We start from the raw sequence: 16,222 nt of genomic DNA, 5'->3' as shown, positions 1-16,222 counted from the left end.
TTTCTCTTATCAAAGCATGCAAAACAGGAGGTTTTTATGCTCATCGTTGTTCCTGTCCTTATTTTTGTTGCGCTGGTTATTGTGGGCGCAGGTGTCAAGATTGTCCCCCAGGGTTACCAGTGGACCGTTGAGCGGTTCGGTCGCTATACCAACACGCTGCAGCCCGGCCTAAGCCTGATTGTTCCGTTCATGGACCGGATTGGCCGCAAGATCAACATGATGGAGCAGGTGCTGGATATCCCTTCTCAGGAAGTGATCTCCAAAGATAACGCCAACGTCACCATTGATGCCGTCTGCTTTATTCAGGTGATTGATGCGCCGAAAGCGGCGTATGAAGTGAGCAACCTGGAGCTGGCGATCGTCAACCTGACCATGACCAACATCCGTACCGTGCTCGGCTCGATGGAGCTGGACGAAATGCTCTCCCAGCGCGACAGCATCAATACCCGCCTGCTGCACATTGTTGATGAGGCCACGAACCCGTGGGGGATCAAAGTCACCCGTATTGAGATCCGGGACGTGCGTCCACCGGCGGAGCTGATCGCCTCCATGAACGCCCAGATGAAGGCCGAGCGTACCAAGCGTGCCTATATTCTGGAAGCCGAAGGGGTCCGTCAGGCGGAGATCCTCAAAGCGGAAGGGGAAAAACAGTCGCAGATCCTGAAAGCGGAGGGCGATCGTCAGTCCGCGTTCTTACAGGCGGAAGCGCGTGAACGTTCCGCAGAAGCGGAAGCCCGTGCGACGCAGATGGTCTCCGAGGCGATTGCCGCCGGTGATATCCAGGCCGTGAACTACTTCGTCGCACAAAAATATACCGATGCGCTGAAAGAGATCGGCTCCGCGAACAACAGCAAAGTGGTGATGATGCCGCTGGATGCCAGCAGCCTGATGGGCTCTATCGCGGGGATCGCCGAACTGATCAAAGACAGCGGAAACGAGCGTAAAAAATGATTGAGCTCATCGTTGCACATCCTCATGCCTTCTGGCTAAGCCTCGGTGGCTTGTTGCTGGCGGCGGAGATGCTTGGCGGCAACGGCTACCTGCTCTGGAGCGGTGTTGCCGCCGTCATTACGGGCCTGCTGGTCTGGATCCTTCCTCTGGACTGGGCGTGGCAGGGTGCGCTGTTTGCCGTGCTGACGCTGGTCGCCGCCTGGCTGTGGTGGCGCTGGCTGAACAAGCGGGTGAAGGCGCAGAAGCCGGTCGATGCGCATCTCAACCAGCGCGGGCAGCAAATTGTCGGCAAGCGTTTTACGCTCGACAGCGCGCTGGTGAACGGGCGCGGGCACATGCGGGTGGGCGACAGCTCGTGGCCCGTGGTGGCCGATGACGACCTCAGCGCCGGCACGCGGGTTGAGGTCATTGCGGTGGAAGGCATTACCCTGCGGGTGAAAGCCTGCTAAGCGTGGGTTTTGCGATGACAGCAGCCGGCAAGATTATCGATAATCGGGCAGTCGGCGCTGTCATCACCCGGGCAGGATTCCGCCAGCTGCAGCAGCTGTTCGCGCATCGCCTGTAGCTCGATGATGTGGCGTTCAATCTCCGCCACTTTTTCCAGCGTGCGTTTTTTCACGTCGGCGCTGTGGCGCTTCGGATCGTTAAACAGGTTAACCAGCTCGCCGCACTCTTCCAGGTTAAACCCCACCTGTCTTGCCTGGCGCAGCAGCGTCAGCTCATCGAGATGCAGCTGCGTGTAGCTGCGGTAGCCGTTTTCACTGCGCAGCGGTGGCGTTACCAGCCCCTTCTCTTCATAAAAGCGGATTGCCTTGCTGGTTAAGCCGGTTTTTTTTGCCACGTCACTGATATTCACATTTCCCCCTTGACCTTCCCCTTGATGGAAGGTTTAACCTTCATAACAGTTAGCGAAAAGCGTTACTCCGGTCAACAACTGACCAATATATTATACGGGAGTTTTGTTATGTCTCACACTATCGACCTGACGCTGGACGGCCTCTCCTGCGGCCACTGTGTCAAACGCGTTAAAGAAAGCCTGGAACAGCGCCCTGATGTGGAAAGCGCTGACGTGACTATCGATCATGCCGCCGTGACCGGCAGCGCCAGCGCCGACGCGCTGATTGATACCATTAAACAGGCCGGTTACGGGGCGGAGTTAAGCCACCCAAAGGCTAAACCGCTGGCAGAGTCATCATCCCCGTCGGAAGCACTGACAGCGGCCACTCCTGAGCTTCCGGCAGCTGATGATATTGATGACAGCCAACAGCTGCTGATCAACGGCATGAGCTGCGCCAGCTGCGTCTCACGGGTACAAAACGCCTTGCAGGCCGTACCGGGCGTCGCGCAGGCACGGGTCAACCTTGCGGAGCGTACTGCGCTGGTGATGGGCAGTGCCTCCGCCGCAGAGTTAGTGCAGGCCGTGGAAAAAGCGGGCTACGGGGCGGAGGCCATCGAAGATGACGCCGAACGCCGCGAGCGCCAGCAGGAAACGGCTATTGCCACCATGAAGCGCTTCCGCTGGCAGGCGATTGTCGCCCTGCTGGTGGGTATTCCGGTGATGGTGTGGGGCATGATGGGTGACAACATGATGGTCACCGCAGACAACCGCACGCTGTGGCTGGTGATTGGTCTGATTACCCTTGCGGTCATGGTCTTTGCAGGCGGGCATTTTTATACCAGCGCCTGGAAAAGCCTGAAAAACCGCACGGCGACGATGGATACCCTGGTCGCGCTCGGTACCGGCGCGGCATGGCTGTACTCCATGAGCGTGAACGTCTGGCCCCAGTGGTTCCCGATGGAAGCCCGCCATCTCTATTATGAAGCCAGCGCGATGATTATCGGCCTGATTAACCTGGGCCACATGCTGGAAGCGCGCGCGCGTCAGCGCTCCTCGAAAGCGCTGGAACGTTTGCTCGATTTAACCCCGCCAACGGCTCGCGTGGTCACAGACGACGGGGAGAAAAGCGTCCCGCTGGCGGAGGTACAGCCGGGCATGACGCTGCGCCTGACCACCGGCGACCGGGTGCCCGTCGACGGTGAAATCACCCAGGGCGACGCCTGGCTGGATGAAGCGATGCTGACCGGGGAGCCGATCCCCCAGCAAAAATCCCAGGGCGACGCGGTCCATGCGGGTACGGTAGTGCAGGACGGCAGCGTGCTGTTCCGCGCCAGCGCCGTCGGCAGCCATACCACCCTTTCGCGCATTATCCGCATGGTCCGCCAGGCCCAAAGCAGCAAGCCGGAAATTGGTCAGCTTGCTGACAAAATCTCGGCCATTTTTGTGCCGGTGGTGGTCGGCATAGCCCTGCTGAGCGCCGCGATCTGGTATCTCTTCGGCCCGGCGCCGCAGATTGTCTACACCCTGGTGATCGCCACCACGGTGCTGATCATCGCCTGTCCGTGTGCCCTCGGCCTGGCGACGCCGATGTCGATCATCTCCGGCGTGGGCCGCGCCGCCGAGTTTGGCGTGCTGATCCGTGATGCGGATGCCCTGCAGCGGGCGAGCACCCTGGATACAATTGTCTTTGATAAAACCGGTACGCTGACCGAAGGCAAACCGCAGGTAGTGGCCGTGAGCACAACTGGCATTGCGGAAGAAGAGGCGCTGCGTCTCGCCGCCGCGCTGGAGCAGGGCTCCAGCCACCCGCTGGCCCGCGCCATTCTCGATAAAGCGGGCGATGCAGCCCTGCCGCAGGTCAGCAATTTCCGCACCCTGCGCGGGCTCGGCGTCAGCGGTGAAGCCGACGGCCACGCGCTGCTGCTGGGCAACCAGGCATTGCTGAATGAAAACGGTGTTGATACCAGCGCGCTTGAAAGCGAGCTGAAAGCGCAGGCGTCTCAGGGTGCCACCCCGGTTCTGCTGGCGGTGGATGGCAAAGCTGCCGCGCTGCTGGCCGTGCGCGATCCGCTTCGCCAGGACAGCGTGGATGCCTTACAGCGCCTGCACCGCGCGGGCTATCGTCTGGTGATGCTGACCGGGGATAACCCGACCACTGCCAACGCCATCGCGAAAGAGGCCGGAATTGATGAGGTCATTGCGGGCGTGCTGCCGGACGGTAAAGCGGACGCCATCAAAAAACTGCAAAGTCAGGGTCGCCAGGTGGCGATGGTGGGTGACGGCATCAACGACGCCCCGGCGCTGGCCCAGGCGGACGTGGGGATTGCCATGGGCGGCGGGAGCGATGTCGCCATTGAAACCGCCGCCATTACGCTGATGCGCCATAGCCTGATGGGCGTTGCCGACGCGCTGGCCATTTCGAAAGCTACGTTGCGCAACATGAAGCAGAACCTGCTGGGAGCGTTCGTCTATAACTCGCTCGGTATTCCGATTGCCGCCGGGATTTTGTGGCCGCTGACCGGAACCCTGCTGAACCCGGTGGTCGCGGGTGCGGCGATGGCGCTCTCCTCCATTACCGTAGTGAGCAACGCCAACCGTCTGCTGCGGTTTAAACCGAAGGATTGAACCTTGTACCCGTACGCGCTAGCATGAACTTTTCCGGTCATGGAGCGCGTATGGGTCTGTTTAATCGTCTAAAAACATCGTTTCGCGCCCTCTTTCCTCGCCGTTACGCCTGGCCCGGTCTGGATATCTCACTCCCCGGCGGGCAACACCTGCACCTGGTCGGCAGCATCCATATGGGCACCCAGGACATGTCTCCCCTGCCACCCGGCCTGATAAAACGGCTGAAACGCGCCGACGCGCTGGTCGTTGAGGCGGATATTTCGGGTCAGGAGTCACCGTTTGCCGGGCTCGAAAGCGCTCTCACGCTGGCGGAACGTCTGGATGAAACCCAGCTTGCGGAACTGACGCGCGTCGCGGATGAAACTGGCGTATCACTCTCCATGATTGACACCCTGCCCCTCTGGCAAATCGCGATGGTATTACAGGCCACGCAGGCGCAGCGTCTGGGCCTGAGGGGCGATTACGGCATTGATTACCAGCTACTGAACGTGGCGCGGGCGCGCCGTATGCCCATCATCGAGCTGGAAGGGACGGACAGCCAGATTGCGCTCCTGCGCCAGCTTCCTGACGACGGTCTGATGCTGCTGGATGATACCCTGACCCACTGGCACACCAACGCGCGTCTGCTGCAAACCATGATTGGCTGGTGGCTGGATGCGCCGCCTGCGGACGGTAAGCTGGCGCTACCGTCCACGTTCAGTGAATCGCTTTATGATGTGCTGATGAATGCGCGCAACAAAGCCTGGCGAGAGACGCTGCATGCGTTACCTGCGGGAGAGTACGTGGTCGCGGTCGGGGCGCTGCATTTGTACGGAGAAGGGAATTTGCCGTCGCTGCTGAAATAAAAAAATGGCCAATATCTCTATTGGCCCGTCAAAGAGGAATTTCATCGTTTTTATTATACCGAAGTGACCTTCGGCTGAGCCGATTGTCGCTCAAAGTGACCATCACTGCCAACACTATTGCGCAAGATGGTGCTATTTTTTAGACAAACGTCAGGCGTATGCTGGCTGCATGAATTGTCTGTCGTAAGAAGGATATCTATGACTCCCGCCGTTAAATTACTCGAAAAAAACAACATTTCTTTCCGGATCCATACCTACGATCACGATCCGAATGAAACCAACTTTGGTGATGAAGTGGTGCGCAAGCTGGGGCTGAACGCGGACCAGGTGTATAAGACGCTGCTGGTCGCGGTGAACGGCGATATGAAGCACCTCGCCGTGGCGGTAACGCCCGTTGCCGGACAGCTCGATCTCAAAAAAGTGGCGAAGGCGCTGGGGGCGAAAAAGGTGGATATGGCGGACCCGATGGTTGCGCAACGCACCACGGGCTACCTGGTCGGCGGGATCAGCCCGCTCGGGCAGAAAAAACGCCTGCCGACGCTGATTGATGCGCCTTCACAGGCGTTTGAGACGATCTATATTTCGGGCGGTAAACGCGGGCTGGATATTGAACTGGCCGCGGGCGATCTGGCGAAAATGCTGGACGCGAAGTTTGCGGATATTGCGCGCCGGGATTGAGAGAATTGCCCGGTGGCGCTGCGCTTACCGGGCCTACGATTCGAATGTAGGCCGGGTAAGGCGAAGCCGCCACCCGGCAAAACACCCGCACTACTGCCAGCTCACCTCGCCCTTCGGCTCATACGCGTTCACGTCAATCGGCGAGTTCTGCTCGATGTACTGCTTCAGCACTTCCGCATCGATAAAGCCGGTGTTTACGTAGCCCGGTTTATTATCGATGTGCGGATAGCCGTCGCCGCCGGTGGCGTTAAAGCTCAACGTCGCCAGACGGTAGGTTTTCGCAGGGTCTACCGGCTCGCCTTTGATTTTCAAATCGTTGAGCTTGCCGTCCTTCGCCACAAAGCTGACGTTCGCGAACTGCGGATAGGCACCCGAGTCCGGCTTCATCTGCGCCACGGCCGTCAGGTAGTCAATCACCTCTTTCCCGCTCATATCCGCATAGACCACCACGTTGCCGAACGGCTGCACTTTGAGCACGTCTTTATAGGTGATGTTTCCGCCTTCGATAGAGTCACGAATGCCGCCGCCGCTCATAACGCCAAAGTCAGCGCCGGTACGCGCCATTTGCGCGGCCAGCACCAGGTGGCCCATGTTGGTCTGCACGAAACGGACTTTACTGCGGTCCCCTTCCAGACGACCGTTCAGCGTGCCGATTTTCACGTCCAGCTGCGCCTTGCCTTTATTCTGGAACGGCGTCAGCAGGGAGAGCATCTGCTGGTTTTCAGCGATCTCTGGCGTGTAAAGTACGCGCTCACTTTTCCCGTCCGGGTAGGTGACTTTCTTCTTCAGGTTGACCGGGATGAGCTGATAATGCACCAGCTTCATCTCGCCGTTGCGGAACTCAAAGTCCGCCCGCCCCACGTATTTACCCCACTCGTGCGCCTGTACAATCCAGATCCCGTTCTGACGGTCCGGCGCGCACGGCGTGCCCGGCACGTAATCCACCTGCTTTTTGTTCTCCGACGCCATACATACCGGGTCCTGCGAGTGTCCGCCCACAATCATTGCCAGCGAACCTGCCGGCAGGCTGCGCGCCATCTCTACGTCGCCGGGCGCATTGGAGCCGTGCTCGCCGTTGTCGTAGTGCCCCATGTGGGTAGTGGCGATAATCACGTCCGGCTTTTCGTTCTGCTGCAGCTCCTGGATCACCAGCTTCGCTTCGTCTGCTGGTTTACGGAATTCGATATCGGTGAAGAACTCAGGGTTGCCAATTTTCGCCGTGTCGTCGGTGGTTAAACCAATGACCGCGATTTTGAGATCCTGACGCTTAAACAGCGCCCACGGCTTAAACAGACGTTCGCCGGTGCTTTTCTGATAAATATTGGCGGAGAGGAACGGGAATTTGGACCACTTCTCCTGCTGGCGCAGCACGCTTAGCGGGTTATCAAACTCGTGGTTGCCGACGGCCATCGCGTCGTAACCGATTAGATTCATGCCGCGGAAATCGGGTTCAGCGTCCTGTAAATCGGATTCCGGTACGCCGGTATTAATATCTCCACCGGACAGCAGCAGCACGCTGCCGCCCTGGGCCGCCACCTCTTTGCGAATGCCGTCCACCAGCGTTTTTTGCGCCGACAGGCCATATTCGCCGTATTCGCTGCGCCAGAAATGACCGTGGTGATCGTTGGTATGCAGGATGGTGATTTTATAGGTTTTATCTTTTTCATACGCCTGCGCGGGCAGGCTTGCCAGGCCCCATGCGGCAATAAGCGCCAGCGCGACGCCCCGCTTCATTAACTTCATCTTCTCTCTCCCTGACCAATAGACAAAGGCAAAAATTACAGTGACTAACAAGAATAGACAAATAAGTTTTCAGAATTGCGACTTTCTTCAAATGTCACGGACGGGTATGTTAGTCGGATAATAATTACTCCCTGCATCTCTAATAACAAATCGACGTGGTATTTATGGCAATCAGTGAATCAACCCAGCCCGTCCAGGGCGCTCCGGCGTCGCCGCCGAAATCGCGCACTTCCTTTAAAGTATTAGGCGCAATCAGTCTCTCGCACCTGCTCAACGACATGATCCAGTCATTGATTCTGGCAATCTATCCGCTGCTGCAGGCCGAGTTCTCATTAACCTTTGTGCAGATCGGGATGATCACCCTGACCTTCCAGCTGGCCTCTTCGCTGCTGCAGCCGGTGGTGGGCTACTGGACGGATAAATACCCGATGCCGTGGTCGCTGCCGATAGGCATGTGCTTTACCTTAAGCGGGCTGGTGCTGCTGGCGATGGCCGGCAGTTTTGAAGCGGTTCTGCTCGCTGCCGCGCTGGTGGGAACCGGTTCGTCCGTCTTCCATCCGGAATCCTCACGCGTGGCGCGTATGGCCTCCGGTGGCCGTCACGGGCTGGCGCAGTCGCTCTTCCAGGTAGGCGGTAACTTCGGCAGCTCCCTCGGCCCGCTGCTGGCAGCGGTAATCATCGCCCCGTACGGCAAAGGCAACGTAGCGTGGTTTGTGCTGGCCGCGCTGCTGGCGATTGTCGTGCTGGCACAGATCAGCCGCTGGTACGCCGCTCAGCATCGTGTAAACAAGGGCAAACCTGTAGCGAAGGTTATCAATCCCCTCCCGCGTAACAAGGTTATTCTGGCCGTATCCGTACTGCTGGTGCTGATTTTCTCGAAATACTTCTATATGGCGAGCATCAGCAGCTATTACACCTTTTATCTGATGCAAAAATTCGGATTATCGGTACAAAACGCGCAGTTCCACCTGTTTGCCTTCCTCTTCGCGGTGGCCGCAGGAACGGTAATTGGCGGGCCAGTTGGCGATAAAATCGGGCGTAAATACGTGATTTGGGGCTCTATCCTCGGCGTAGCGCCGTTTACCCTTATTTTGCCCTACGCCAGTCTGGAATGGACCGGGATTTTGACCGTGATAATTGGTTTTATCCTCGCATCCGCGTTTTCCGCCATCCTGGTCTATGCTCAGGAACTGCTGCCCGGACGTATCGGTATGGTTTCCGGGCTCTTTTTCGGCTTCGCCTTTGGTATGGGTGGCCTTGGTGCTGCGGTGTTAGGGATGGTTGCGGATCACACCAGCATCTTCCTGGTCTATAAAATCTGCGCTTTCCTGCCACTTCTGGGGATGTTGACCATATTCCTGCCTGATAACCGTCATAAAGCCTGATATACATGCCGTCAAAGTTTTACTTTGGCGGCGTATCCCCCTGATGCCATAAGGCTCTCCTCCCCCTCTCCCCTCTGAATGTAGCAAAATGCGCTTTTTTGAGTGCTTATTGCCGTTTTATTCAAACTTCAACAATTATTCATAAACATAATCACGAAAATTGTCATAAACTGTTACTCGGTTTTTGGTTTTCGCCAAAAAGGAACACCCACAACGAAAGGAGACGGAATGCATCACGCCACACCGCTTATCACCACCATTGTTGGTGGACTTGTGCTCGCTTTTATCCTCGGCATGATTGCCAATAAACTGCGTATTTCTCCTCTTGTCGGTTATTTACTGGCAGGTGTACTGGCGGGTCCGTTTACGCCAGGCTTCGTAGCGGATACCAAACTGGCACCGGAACTGGCGGAACTGGGCGTGATTCTGCTGATGTTTGGCGTCGGCCTGCATTTTTCCCTGAAGGATTTGATGGCGGTAAAGTCGATCGCCATACCCGGAGCGATCGCCCAGATAGGGGTGGCGACGCTGCTGGGGATGGCGCTTTCGGCACTCCTTGGCTGGTCATTAATGACCGGCATCGTCTTTGGGCTGTGCCTCTCCACCGCCAGTACCGTGGTGCTGCTGCGCGCGCTTGAAGAGAGACAGCTGATAGACAGCCAGCGCGGACAGATCGCGATAGGCTGGCTGATTGTGGAAGATCTGGTGATGGTGCTGACGCTGGTGCTGCTGCCTGCCGTCGCCGGGATGATGGAAAAAGACAACATCGGCTTCGCCTCACTGGCGCTGGATATGAGTATCACCATCGGTAAGGTTGTGGCATTTATCGCCATCATGATGCTGGTGGGTCGCCGTCTGGTGCCGTGGATCATGTCCCGCAGCGCGGCGACCGGCTCCCGCGAGCTGTTTACGCTCTCCGTCCTTGCGCTGGCGCTGGGCATTGCCTTTGGCGCCGTCGAGCTGTTCGACGTCTCCTTCGCGCTGGGCGCGTTCTTCGCCGGGATGGTGCTGAACGAGTCCGAGCTGAGCCACCGCGCGGCGCACGATACTCTGCCGCTGCGTGATGCGTTCGCGGTGCTGTTCTTTGTCTCCGTCGGGATGCTGTTCGACCCGCTGATCCTCATCCAGCAGCCGCTCGCCGTGCTGGGCACGCTGGCAATCATTATCTTTGGTAAATCGCTCGCCGCCTTCTTCCTGGTACGGATGTTTGGCCACTCGCCGCGTACGGCGCTGACGATTGCCGCCAGCCTGGCGCAGATCGGTGAGTTCGCCTTTATTCTGGCCGGTCTGGGCATGGCATTGAACCTGCTGCCACAGGCGGGGCAAAATCTGGTGCTGGCGGGGGCAATCCTGTCCATCATGCTAAACCCGGTATTATTTGCCCTGCTGGAAAAATACCTCGAGAAGACCGAAACCCTCGAAGAGCAGACGCTGGAAGAGGCAACGGAAGAAGAGAAGCAGATCCCGGTGGATATCTGTAATCACGCCCTGCTGGTGGGCTTTGGCCGCGTCGGCAGCCTGCTCGGTGAGAAGCTGATGGCGCAGGGGATCCCGCTGGTGGTGATAGAAACGTCGCGCACCCGCGTCGACGAGCTGCGCGAGCGCGGCATTCGTGCGGTGCTGGGCAATGCGGCAAACGAAGAGATCATGGAGCTGGCGCATCTGGACTGCGCCCGCTGGCTGCTGCTGACCATACCTAACGGCTATGAAGCGGGTGAGATTGTGGCGTCCGCCCGTGAGAAGTGCCCGAATATCGAGATTATCGCCCGGGCGCATTATGACGATGAAGTGGACTACATCACCGAGCGCGGTGCGAACCAGGTAGTGATGGGCGAGCGCGAGATTGCGAACACCATGCTGACGCTGCTGACGAAGCCGCCGGTTGAAGAAGGGGTGACGGGCTAGCTTGTGCGGTCTGGTTCCCCCTCACCCCGGCCCTCTCCCCATGGGGGAGAGGGTTAGGGTGAGGGGTTTTCTTTTAGCAATCAACGATCCCAGTACGCCTCTTCGAGGCTGTCTTCTCGTTCCGGCAGACCGCGCGTTAAGCGCGGAGAATGCTGATTCAGCACCTGATAGCTCACGCGGTTCGCGTACTTACACACCTGCGCCAGCGACGAATAGGTCAGCCAGCTGAACTTGTGCTTGCTGGAGTTCGGCACGTTGGTTTTGTGGTAGGCGTTAGCGGTGATGTCGTGCAGCAGAGCCGCCAGCGCGCCGTCGCCCGCGCCGTTGGTGTTCATGATCTTCTCCGGCCCGCCCATATAAGGCGCGATGTGAGAGTAGATACGCAGCGGATTCACGCAATCTTTGTGGCGCATGCCGCGGCTGAACTCGTACTGGTTGAACTCGGCAATCGCACCGGGCAGCAGCGGGTGCTGGGTTTTGCGTTTGCTCTCTTCTTCCGTAAAGCCTGCCATATAGAGCCCAACCGGGCCAGCAGTGCAAAGCACCAGGTCCACCCAGTCCAGCGCTTTATCAGAAGCCAGCAGCGGATCGCTCTCGCCGGTTAACGCTTCGGCCTCTTCTTCGTTCATCGCCAGAATCGAGACGTGCTCCTTCAGGAATGCCTGCCACCACTCCGGGTTATCGGCAATCACAAATTTAGTGCCCAGGGTTAACACCACCGGAACATCGTACTTTTTGGCGTACTCAATCGCCTTCATGGTCGCTTCCGGCATCGGCTCGCCCGGCTTGCAGCGCACCAGATACGACGTCAGCACCAGCGCCGAGGCGCCCGCGATCACTTCTTCGGGAATGCTTTCCGCGCGCAGTTTATTCATGTGGCCCGGACTGATGGCAAAGGTACGTTCGCCGGATTCTCCGATCAGCGTAAAGCAGCGGCCAATCGGGCCGTCAACGCCCTGGAGATAGTTCAGGTCGGTACGGCTGGAGGTGTTGCACAGGTAGCGGTAGGCGTAGCCACCGATTTCGATATTGCTGCACATCACGCCGAGCAGGACCGAACGGTCATCTGCCAGCACCGAGTAGTTGTGCATGGTGTTGCCGATGGTGCCGCCGGCGAACTGATGGGTAATCAGGTTTTCGCGCACCAGCTCCTGGTACAGCGCTTCGGCAACGTCGTCTTCAATCACCAGCGAGTGTCCGGCGCTCAGACCGTAGCGGGCGACAAACGCATCATCCACTTTCGCTTCAATATCCACCAGCGTCTGGTCGATACCCACGACCCAGGCAGCGCTGGTTTCATTTTCAGGCTGGATTTGCTGCAGGAGCGGATCGCGAGCATCAACAGGAAAGTAGTGTTTGGATTTGCGTTTACCGGGAAATTTCATGGTCTGAACTGTACGAAGAATATGGGCCGGGAATGGTAGCACAAACCCGGCCCGAAGTGCGATCAGCGGCTGTTCGTCACCAGCGAGACCATCATGTCGATATGCTCAGGTGAGTCGTTAAGCGCCGGAATGTATTCGTACTTTTCGCCACCGGCCTCAAGGAAAAATTCCCGGTTTTGCACCGCGATCTCCTCCAGCGTTTCCAGACAGTCTGCCGAGAAGCCCGGCGACATCACCTGAATGTGCTTCACGCCCTTCTCCCCCAGCATTTTGAGGGTTTCATCGGTGTACGGCGTCAGCCACGGCTCGCGGCCAAAGCGCGACTGGAAGGTCATCATCACTTTCTCCGGCGGCAGGCCGAGGGCGGAGACCAGCTCGCGGGTGGTATCGCGGCAGCGCTGCGGGTAATCATCCCCTTCGTTGGCGAAGCGCTGCGGGATACCGTGATAGGAGAGCAGCAGCAGATCCGGCTCGCCGTGCTTCTCAAACGACGCGCGGGCGCTGCTTGCAAGCGCCTTGATGTAGAGATCGTTATCGGCGTAATCGCGAATAAAGGTCACGCCCGGAATGCGGCGGCGGGTCTTCAGAATACGCGCCAGCTCGTCCCAGACGGCGGCCACCGTCGAGCAAGAGTACTGCGGATACAAGGCCAGCACGACGATATGGTCCACGCCCTGCGCCAGCAGGTTTTCCACTGCGCTTTCCAGCGAAGGTTTACCGTAGCTCATACCGAGCGCGACGGGCATATCCGGCAGGCGGGCAGCCAGCGCTTTCTCCTGACGACGGCTGTACACCATCAGCGGCGAGCCCTCTTCCATCCACACGGACTGATAGAGTTTGGCGACGCGCGGAGAACGAATCGGCAGAATGACGCCACGCAGCAGCGGCCACCACAGCAGTCTTGGCGTATCCACGACGCGCGTGTCGCTTAAAAATTGTCGCAGGTAGCGTTTTACCGCGTCTGATGTAGGTGCTTCTGGAGTGCCCAGATTGGCAAGCAGGATGCCGGTTTTCGCCTGACTCATTCACGCCTCTTAACCATTTGATAGGCTGTCAATTGTAGCGGAAATGCGTTTAAACGAAACCCATTGCTGTAATAGGTGAGATGAGAATATTTCTCACCCGGGAGCCCGGGTGAGAGAGGTGCACTTAGCCGAGGATTTTTTCCAGCTCTGCACGTACGTCTGCCACGGCTTTGGTGCCGTCAACTTTGGCGTATTTGGTGTTACCCGCCTGCGCTTCTTTGGTGTAGTAGCCGATCAGCGGCGCAGTCATCTGATGGTATTCCACCAGGCGTTTACGCACGGTCTCTTCCTGATCGTCTTTACGGGTGGTCAGATCTTCGCCGGTCACGTCGTCTTTGCCTTCAACCTTAGGCGGGTTGAATTTGATGTGGTAAACGCGGCCAGAGGCAGCGTGTACGCGACGGCCAACGATACGGTCAACGATCAGCTCGTCCGGCACGTCGAACTCCAGCACGTAGTCCACGTTGATGCCCGCTTCTTTCATGGCGTCAGCCTGAGGAATGGTGCGCGGGAAGCCGTCCAGCAGGAAACCGTTACGGCAGTCTTCCTGCGCAATGCGCTCTTTAACCAGCGCGATAACCAGCTCGTCGGTTACCAACTTGCCTGCGTCCATGATGTCTTTCGCTTGTTTACCCAGCTCGGAGCCAGATTTTACAGCGGCGCGCAGCATGTCACCGGTGGAGATTTGCGGAATACCGTATTTCTCCATGATGAACTGAGCCTGAGTTCCTTTACCCGCGCCCGGAGCGCCAAGCAGAATAATACGCATTGCGAAAATCCCCTCAAATGTCGTTTCAATTTTTCAAAAGCGCTAAACAATACCACCAGAACGGGCGTGGCTCAAGGAAGGCGGGAAGGCTGAAACGGTTAATGGGGGGAGATAATTTGGGAGGGTGCGGTTGATTCCCCTCACCCTAACCCTCTCCCCAAGGGGGAGAGGGTCGGGTGAGGGGTTGATGTTGAATTACGCCAGCAGCAGCGCATTCACACGTTTAATGAACAGGTTAGGATCTTCCAGCGTACCGCGCTCGGCCAGCAGGGACTGATCCAGCAGCAGTTCAACCCACTCGGCAAAGCGGGCGTCGTCCTGGGTATCCGCCGCGCGTTTCACCAGCGGATGATCCGGATTAAGCTCAAAGATATATTTTACTTCCGGCATCGCCTGGCCCGCCGCCGCGAACAGTTTCGCCATCTGGGTGCTCATTTCGTCGGCATCGGTGGTGACAATCGCCGGGGTGTCGGTCAGACGGTGCGTAAAACGCACCTCTTTCACGCGGTCGCCCAGCAGAGTTTTCACGCGCTCAACAAACGGCTCCAGCGCCTTCTCGGCTTCTTTCGCGCTTTCGTCCACTTCATCCGCCAGCTTATCGATGGACTCGTCGGCTTTGGCAACGGACTGGAACGCCTTACCGTCGAACTCGGTCAGGTAGTTCATCATCCACTCGTCGATGCGGTCAGAAAGCAGCAGTACTTCGATGCCTTTCTTACGCAGCAGCTCCAGGTGCGGACTGCTCTTCGCCGCCGCGTAGCTGTCGGCGGTGATGTAGTAAATCTTCTCCTGCCCTTCTTTCATGCGGGAGACGTACTCTTCCAGCGACACGGTCTGCGCGGAGGAGTCGGTGTGCGTGGAGGCGAAGCGCAGCAGCTTAGCAATGGTTTCAACGTTCGCGGTGTCTTCCGCCGGGCCTTCTTTCAGCACCAGGCCGAACTGTTTCCAGAAGGTCTGATATTTTTCCGCATCGTCTTTCGCCAGTTTTTCCAGCATCTGCAGCGCACGTTTGGTCAGGGCGTTGCGCAGGTTACGGGTGACGGTGCTGTCCTGCAGAATTTCGCGCGAGACGTTCAGCGGCAGATCGTTGGAATCAATCAGACCGCGCACAAAGCGCAGGTAGTTAGGCATGAACTGCTCGGCGTCGTCCATGATGAACACGCGCTGCACGTACAGCTTCAGGCCGTGCTTGTGATCGCGGTTCCACATATCCCACGGCGCCTGCGCCGGGATGTACAGCAGGCTGGTGTACTCCTGCTTACCTTCCACACGGTTGTGGCTCCAGGTCAGCGGGTCAGTAAAGTCGTGGGCGATGTGCTTGTAGAACTCGTTGTACTCATCGTCTTTAATTTCAGCCTTGTTGCGCGTCCACAGCGCCTGCGCCTTGTTGATCTTCTCCCAGGAAACCACGGTTTCACCGTCTTTCTCTTCCTGTTTTTCAATCTCAACCGGCAGGGCGATGTGGTCGGAATATTTGCTGATGATGGAGCGCACGCGCCAGTCGTTCAGGAAATCGTCTTCACCTTCGCGCAGGTGAAGAGTGATTTCGGTGCCGCGATCCGCTTTGGTGATGTCATCAACGGTGTATTCGCCTTCCCCTTTGGATTCCCACAGCACGCCGTTCCCGGCGCTGTCGCCCGCGGCACGGGTGCGCACGGTGACTTTGTCCGCCACGATGAACGCCGAGTAGAAACCGACGCCGAACTGGCCGATCAGCTGGCTGTCTTTCGCCTGGTCAGAACCCATGGATTCAAGGAACGCTTTGGTGCCGGATTTGGCGATGGTGCCGAGGTGGTCGATCACCTCGTCGCGGTTCATCCCGATGCCGTTATCGGCGATGGTCAGGGTGCGGTTCTCTTTATTGAACGAGACGCGCACGCGCAGCTCGCCGTCGCCTTCGTACAAATCCGGGTTAGACAGCGCGCGGAAGCGCAGCTTGTCTGCAGCGTCCGAGGCGTTGGAAATCAGCTCACGCAGGAAAATTTCTTTGTTGGAATACAGGGAATGGATCATCAGGTGCAGAAGCTGTTTTACTTCTGACTGGAAACCACGGGTTTCTTGTCCTTTCATCTA

At 57.9% G+C, this 16,222-nt stretch carries 13 protein-coding genes; 7 read left to right on the top strand and 6 right to left on the bottom strand.

The window, feature by feature from the left end; genetic code table 11:
• Positions 1-36: 36 nt before the first annotated feature.
• Together MX657_RS05770 and MX657_RS05765 are read left to right on the top strand one after the other, a co-directional pair.
• Positions 37-951 carry an SPFH domain-containing protein gene (locus MX657_RS05770; RefSeq protein WP_008499312.1) on the top strand — a complete coding sequence of 305 codons (915 nt, stop codon included), beginning with the start codon at positions 37-39 and terminating at the stop codon, positions 949-951.
• On the top strand, positions 948-1,400 hold the full coding sequence (locus MX657_RS05765; RefSeq protein WP_080328024.1) for an NfeD family protein: 453 nt from the start codon (positions 948-950) through the stop codon (positions 1,398-1,400). The genes MX657_RS05770 and MX657_RS05765 overlap by 4 nt, the downstream gene beginning before the upstream one ends.
• Here MX657_RS05765 and cueR read toward each other — a convergent pair.
• The gene (gene cueR / locus MX657_RS05760; protein WP_080328025.1) at positions 1,397-1,807 is read right to left on the bottom strand and encodes a Cu(I)-responsive transcriptional regulator; all 411 of its coding nucleotides are present in this window, start codon (positions 1,805-1,807) and stop codon (positions 1,397-1,399) included. The genes MX657_RS05765 and cueR overlap by 4 nt on opposite strands.
• 108 nt (positions 1,808-1,915) lie before the next feature.
• Here cueR and copA point away from each other — a divergent pair, with 108 nt between their 5' ends.
• The 3 genes from copA (at position 1,916) to ybaK (ending at position 5,937) form a co-directional block, all read left to right on the top strand.
• Positions 1,916-4,414, top strand: a complete 2,499-nt coding sequence (copA, locus tag MX657_RS05755; RefSeq protein ID WP_346807640.1) for a copper-exporting P-type ATPase CopA — start codon at positions 1,916-1,918, stop codon at positions 4,412-4,414.
• 50 nt (positions 4,415-4,464) lie between these two features.
• Positions 4,465-5,259 (top strand): TraB/GumN family protein, encoded by a 795-nt coding sequence (locus MX657_RS05750; protein WP_080328027.1) that lies wholly within the window; start codon positions 4,465-4,467, stop codon positions 5,257-5,259.
• Positions 5,260-5,457: 198 nt separating this feature from the next.
• Entirely contained in the window at positions 5,458-5,937 is a 480-nt protein-coding gene (gene ybaK, locus MX657_RS05745) for a Cys-tRNA(Pro)/Cys-tRNA(Cys) deacylase YbaK (protein ID WP_119915209.1), read from the top strand.
• Positions 5,938-6,027: 90 nt separating this feature from the next.
• Here ybaK and ushA read toward each other — a convergent pair whose 3' ends face one another.
• Entirely contained in the window at positions 6,028-7,680 is a 1,653-nt protein-coding gene (gene ushA / locus MX657_RS05740; protein ID WP_218728673.1) for a bifunctional UDP-sugar hydrolase/5'-nucleotidase UshA, read from the bottom strand.
• Positions 7,681-7,844: 164 nt separating this feature from the next.
• Here ushA and MX657_RS05735 point away from each other — a divergent pair, with 164 nt between their 5' ends.
• Positions 7,845-9,065 (top strand): MFS transporter, encoded by a 1,221-nt coding sequence (locus tag MX657_RS05735; RefSeq protein WP_080328029.1) that lies wholly within the window; start codon positions 7,845-7,847, stop codon positions 9,063-9,065.
• Between the two features lie 228 nt (positions 9,066-9,293).
• Positions 9,294-10,970 (top strand): YbaL family putative K(+) efflux transporter, encoded by a 1,677-nt coding sequence (gene ybaL / locus MX657_RS05730; RefSeq protein ID WP_119915211.1) that lies wholly within the window; start codon positions 9,294-9,296, stop codon positions 10,968-10,970.
• 80 nt (positions 10,971-11,050) lie between these two features.
• Here the strand turns inward: ybaL and MX657_RS05725 are convergent, their stop codons facing one another.
• The 4 genes from MX657_RS05725 to htpG form a co-directional block, all read right to left on the bottom strand.
• Positions 11,051-12,355, bottom strand: coding sequence for an inosine/guanosine kinase (locus MX657_RS05725; RefSeq protein WP_116341548.1), 1,305 nt, complete (start codon positions 12,353-12,355; stop codon positions 11,051-11,053).
• A gap of 62 nt (positions 12,356-12,417) precedes the next feature.
• Complete coding sequence (gene hemH, locus MX657_RS05720; protein WP_346807635.1) at positions 12,418-13,380, bottom strand: ferrochelatase; 963 nt, start codon at positions 13,378-13,380, stop codon at positions 12,418-12,420.
• Positions 13,381-13,504: 124 nt separating this feature from the next.
• A complete protein-coding gene (adk, locus tag MX657_RS05715) occupies positions 13,505-14,149 on the bottom strand; it encodes an adenylate kinase (RefSeq protein WP_033144797.1) in 645 nt (214 codons plus the stop codon).
• A 195-nt stretch (positions 14,150-14,344) separates the two neighbouring features.
• Entirely contained in the window at positions 14,345-16,219 is a 1,875-nt protein-coding gene (htpG, locus tag MX657_RS05710; RefSeq protein WP_218728670.1) for a molecular chaperone HtpG, read from the bottom strand.
• Between the last annotated feature and the right edge of the window lie 3 nt (positions 16,220-16,222).

Origin of the sequence: Enterobacter chuandaensis, assembly GCF_039718975.1 — a bacterium.
In the GTDB taxonomy this organism is placed as follows: domain Bacteria; phylum Pseudomonadota; class Gammaproteobacteria; order Enterobacterales; family Enterobacteriaceae; genus Enterobacter; species Enterobacter chuandaensis.
This window is presented reverse-complemented; position numbering and strand designations above follow the sequence as displayed.

Excerpts from the sequence above, each read along its gene's own strand:
- MX657_RS05735 (WP_080328029.1), top strand. The coding sequence starts at position 7,845 with ATGGCAATCAGTGAATCAACCCAGCCCGTCCAGGGCGCTCCGGCGTCG.
- copA (WP_346807640.1), top strand. The coding sequence starts at position 1,916 with ATGTCTCACACTATCGACCTGACGCTGGACGGCCTCTCCTGCGGCCAC.
- MX657_RS05765 (WP_080328024.1), top strand. The coding sequence starts at position 948 with ATGATTGAGCTCATCGTTGCACATCCTCATGCCTTCTGGCTAAGCCTC.
- MX657_RS05770 (WP_008499312.1), top strand. The coding sequence starts at position 37 with ATGCTCATCGTTGTTCCTGTCCTTATTTTTGTTGCGCTGGTTATTGTG.
- ybaK (WP_119915209.1), top strand. The coding sequence starts at position 5,458 with ATGACTCCCGCCGTTAAATTACTCGAAAAAAACAACATTTCTTTCCGG.
- hemH (WP_346807635.1), bottom strand. The coding sequence starts at position 13,380 with ATGAGTCAGGCGAAAACCGGCATCCTGCTTGCCAATCTGGGCACTCCA.
- adk (WP_033144797.1), bottom strand. The coding sequence starts at position 14,149 with ATGCGTATTATTCTGCTTGGCGCTCCGGGCGCGGGTAAAGGAACTCAG.
- MX657_RS05750 (WP_080328027.1), top strand. The coding sequence starts at position 4,465 with ATGGGTCTGTTTAATCGTCTAAAAACATCGTTTCGCGCCCTCTTTCCT.
- MX657_RS05725 (WP_116341548.1), bottom strand. The coding sequence starts at position 12,355 with ATGAAATTTCCCGGTAAACGCAAATCCAAACACTACTTTCCTGTTGAT.
- ybaL (WP_119915211.1), top strand. The coding sequence starts at position 9,294 with ATGCATCACGCCACACCGCTTATCACCACCATTGTTGGTGGACTTGTG.
- ushA (WP_218728673.1), bottom strand. The coding sequence starts at position 7,680 with ATGAAGTTAATGAAGCGGGGCGTCGCGCTGGCGCTTATTGCCGCATGG.
- htpG (WP_218728670.1), bottom strand. The coding sequence starts at position 16,219 with ATGAAAGGACAAGAAACCCGTGGTTTCCAGTCAGAAGTAAAACAGCTT.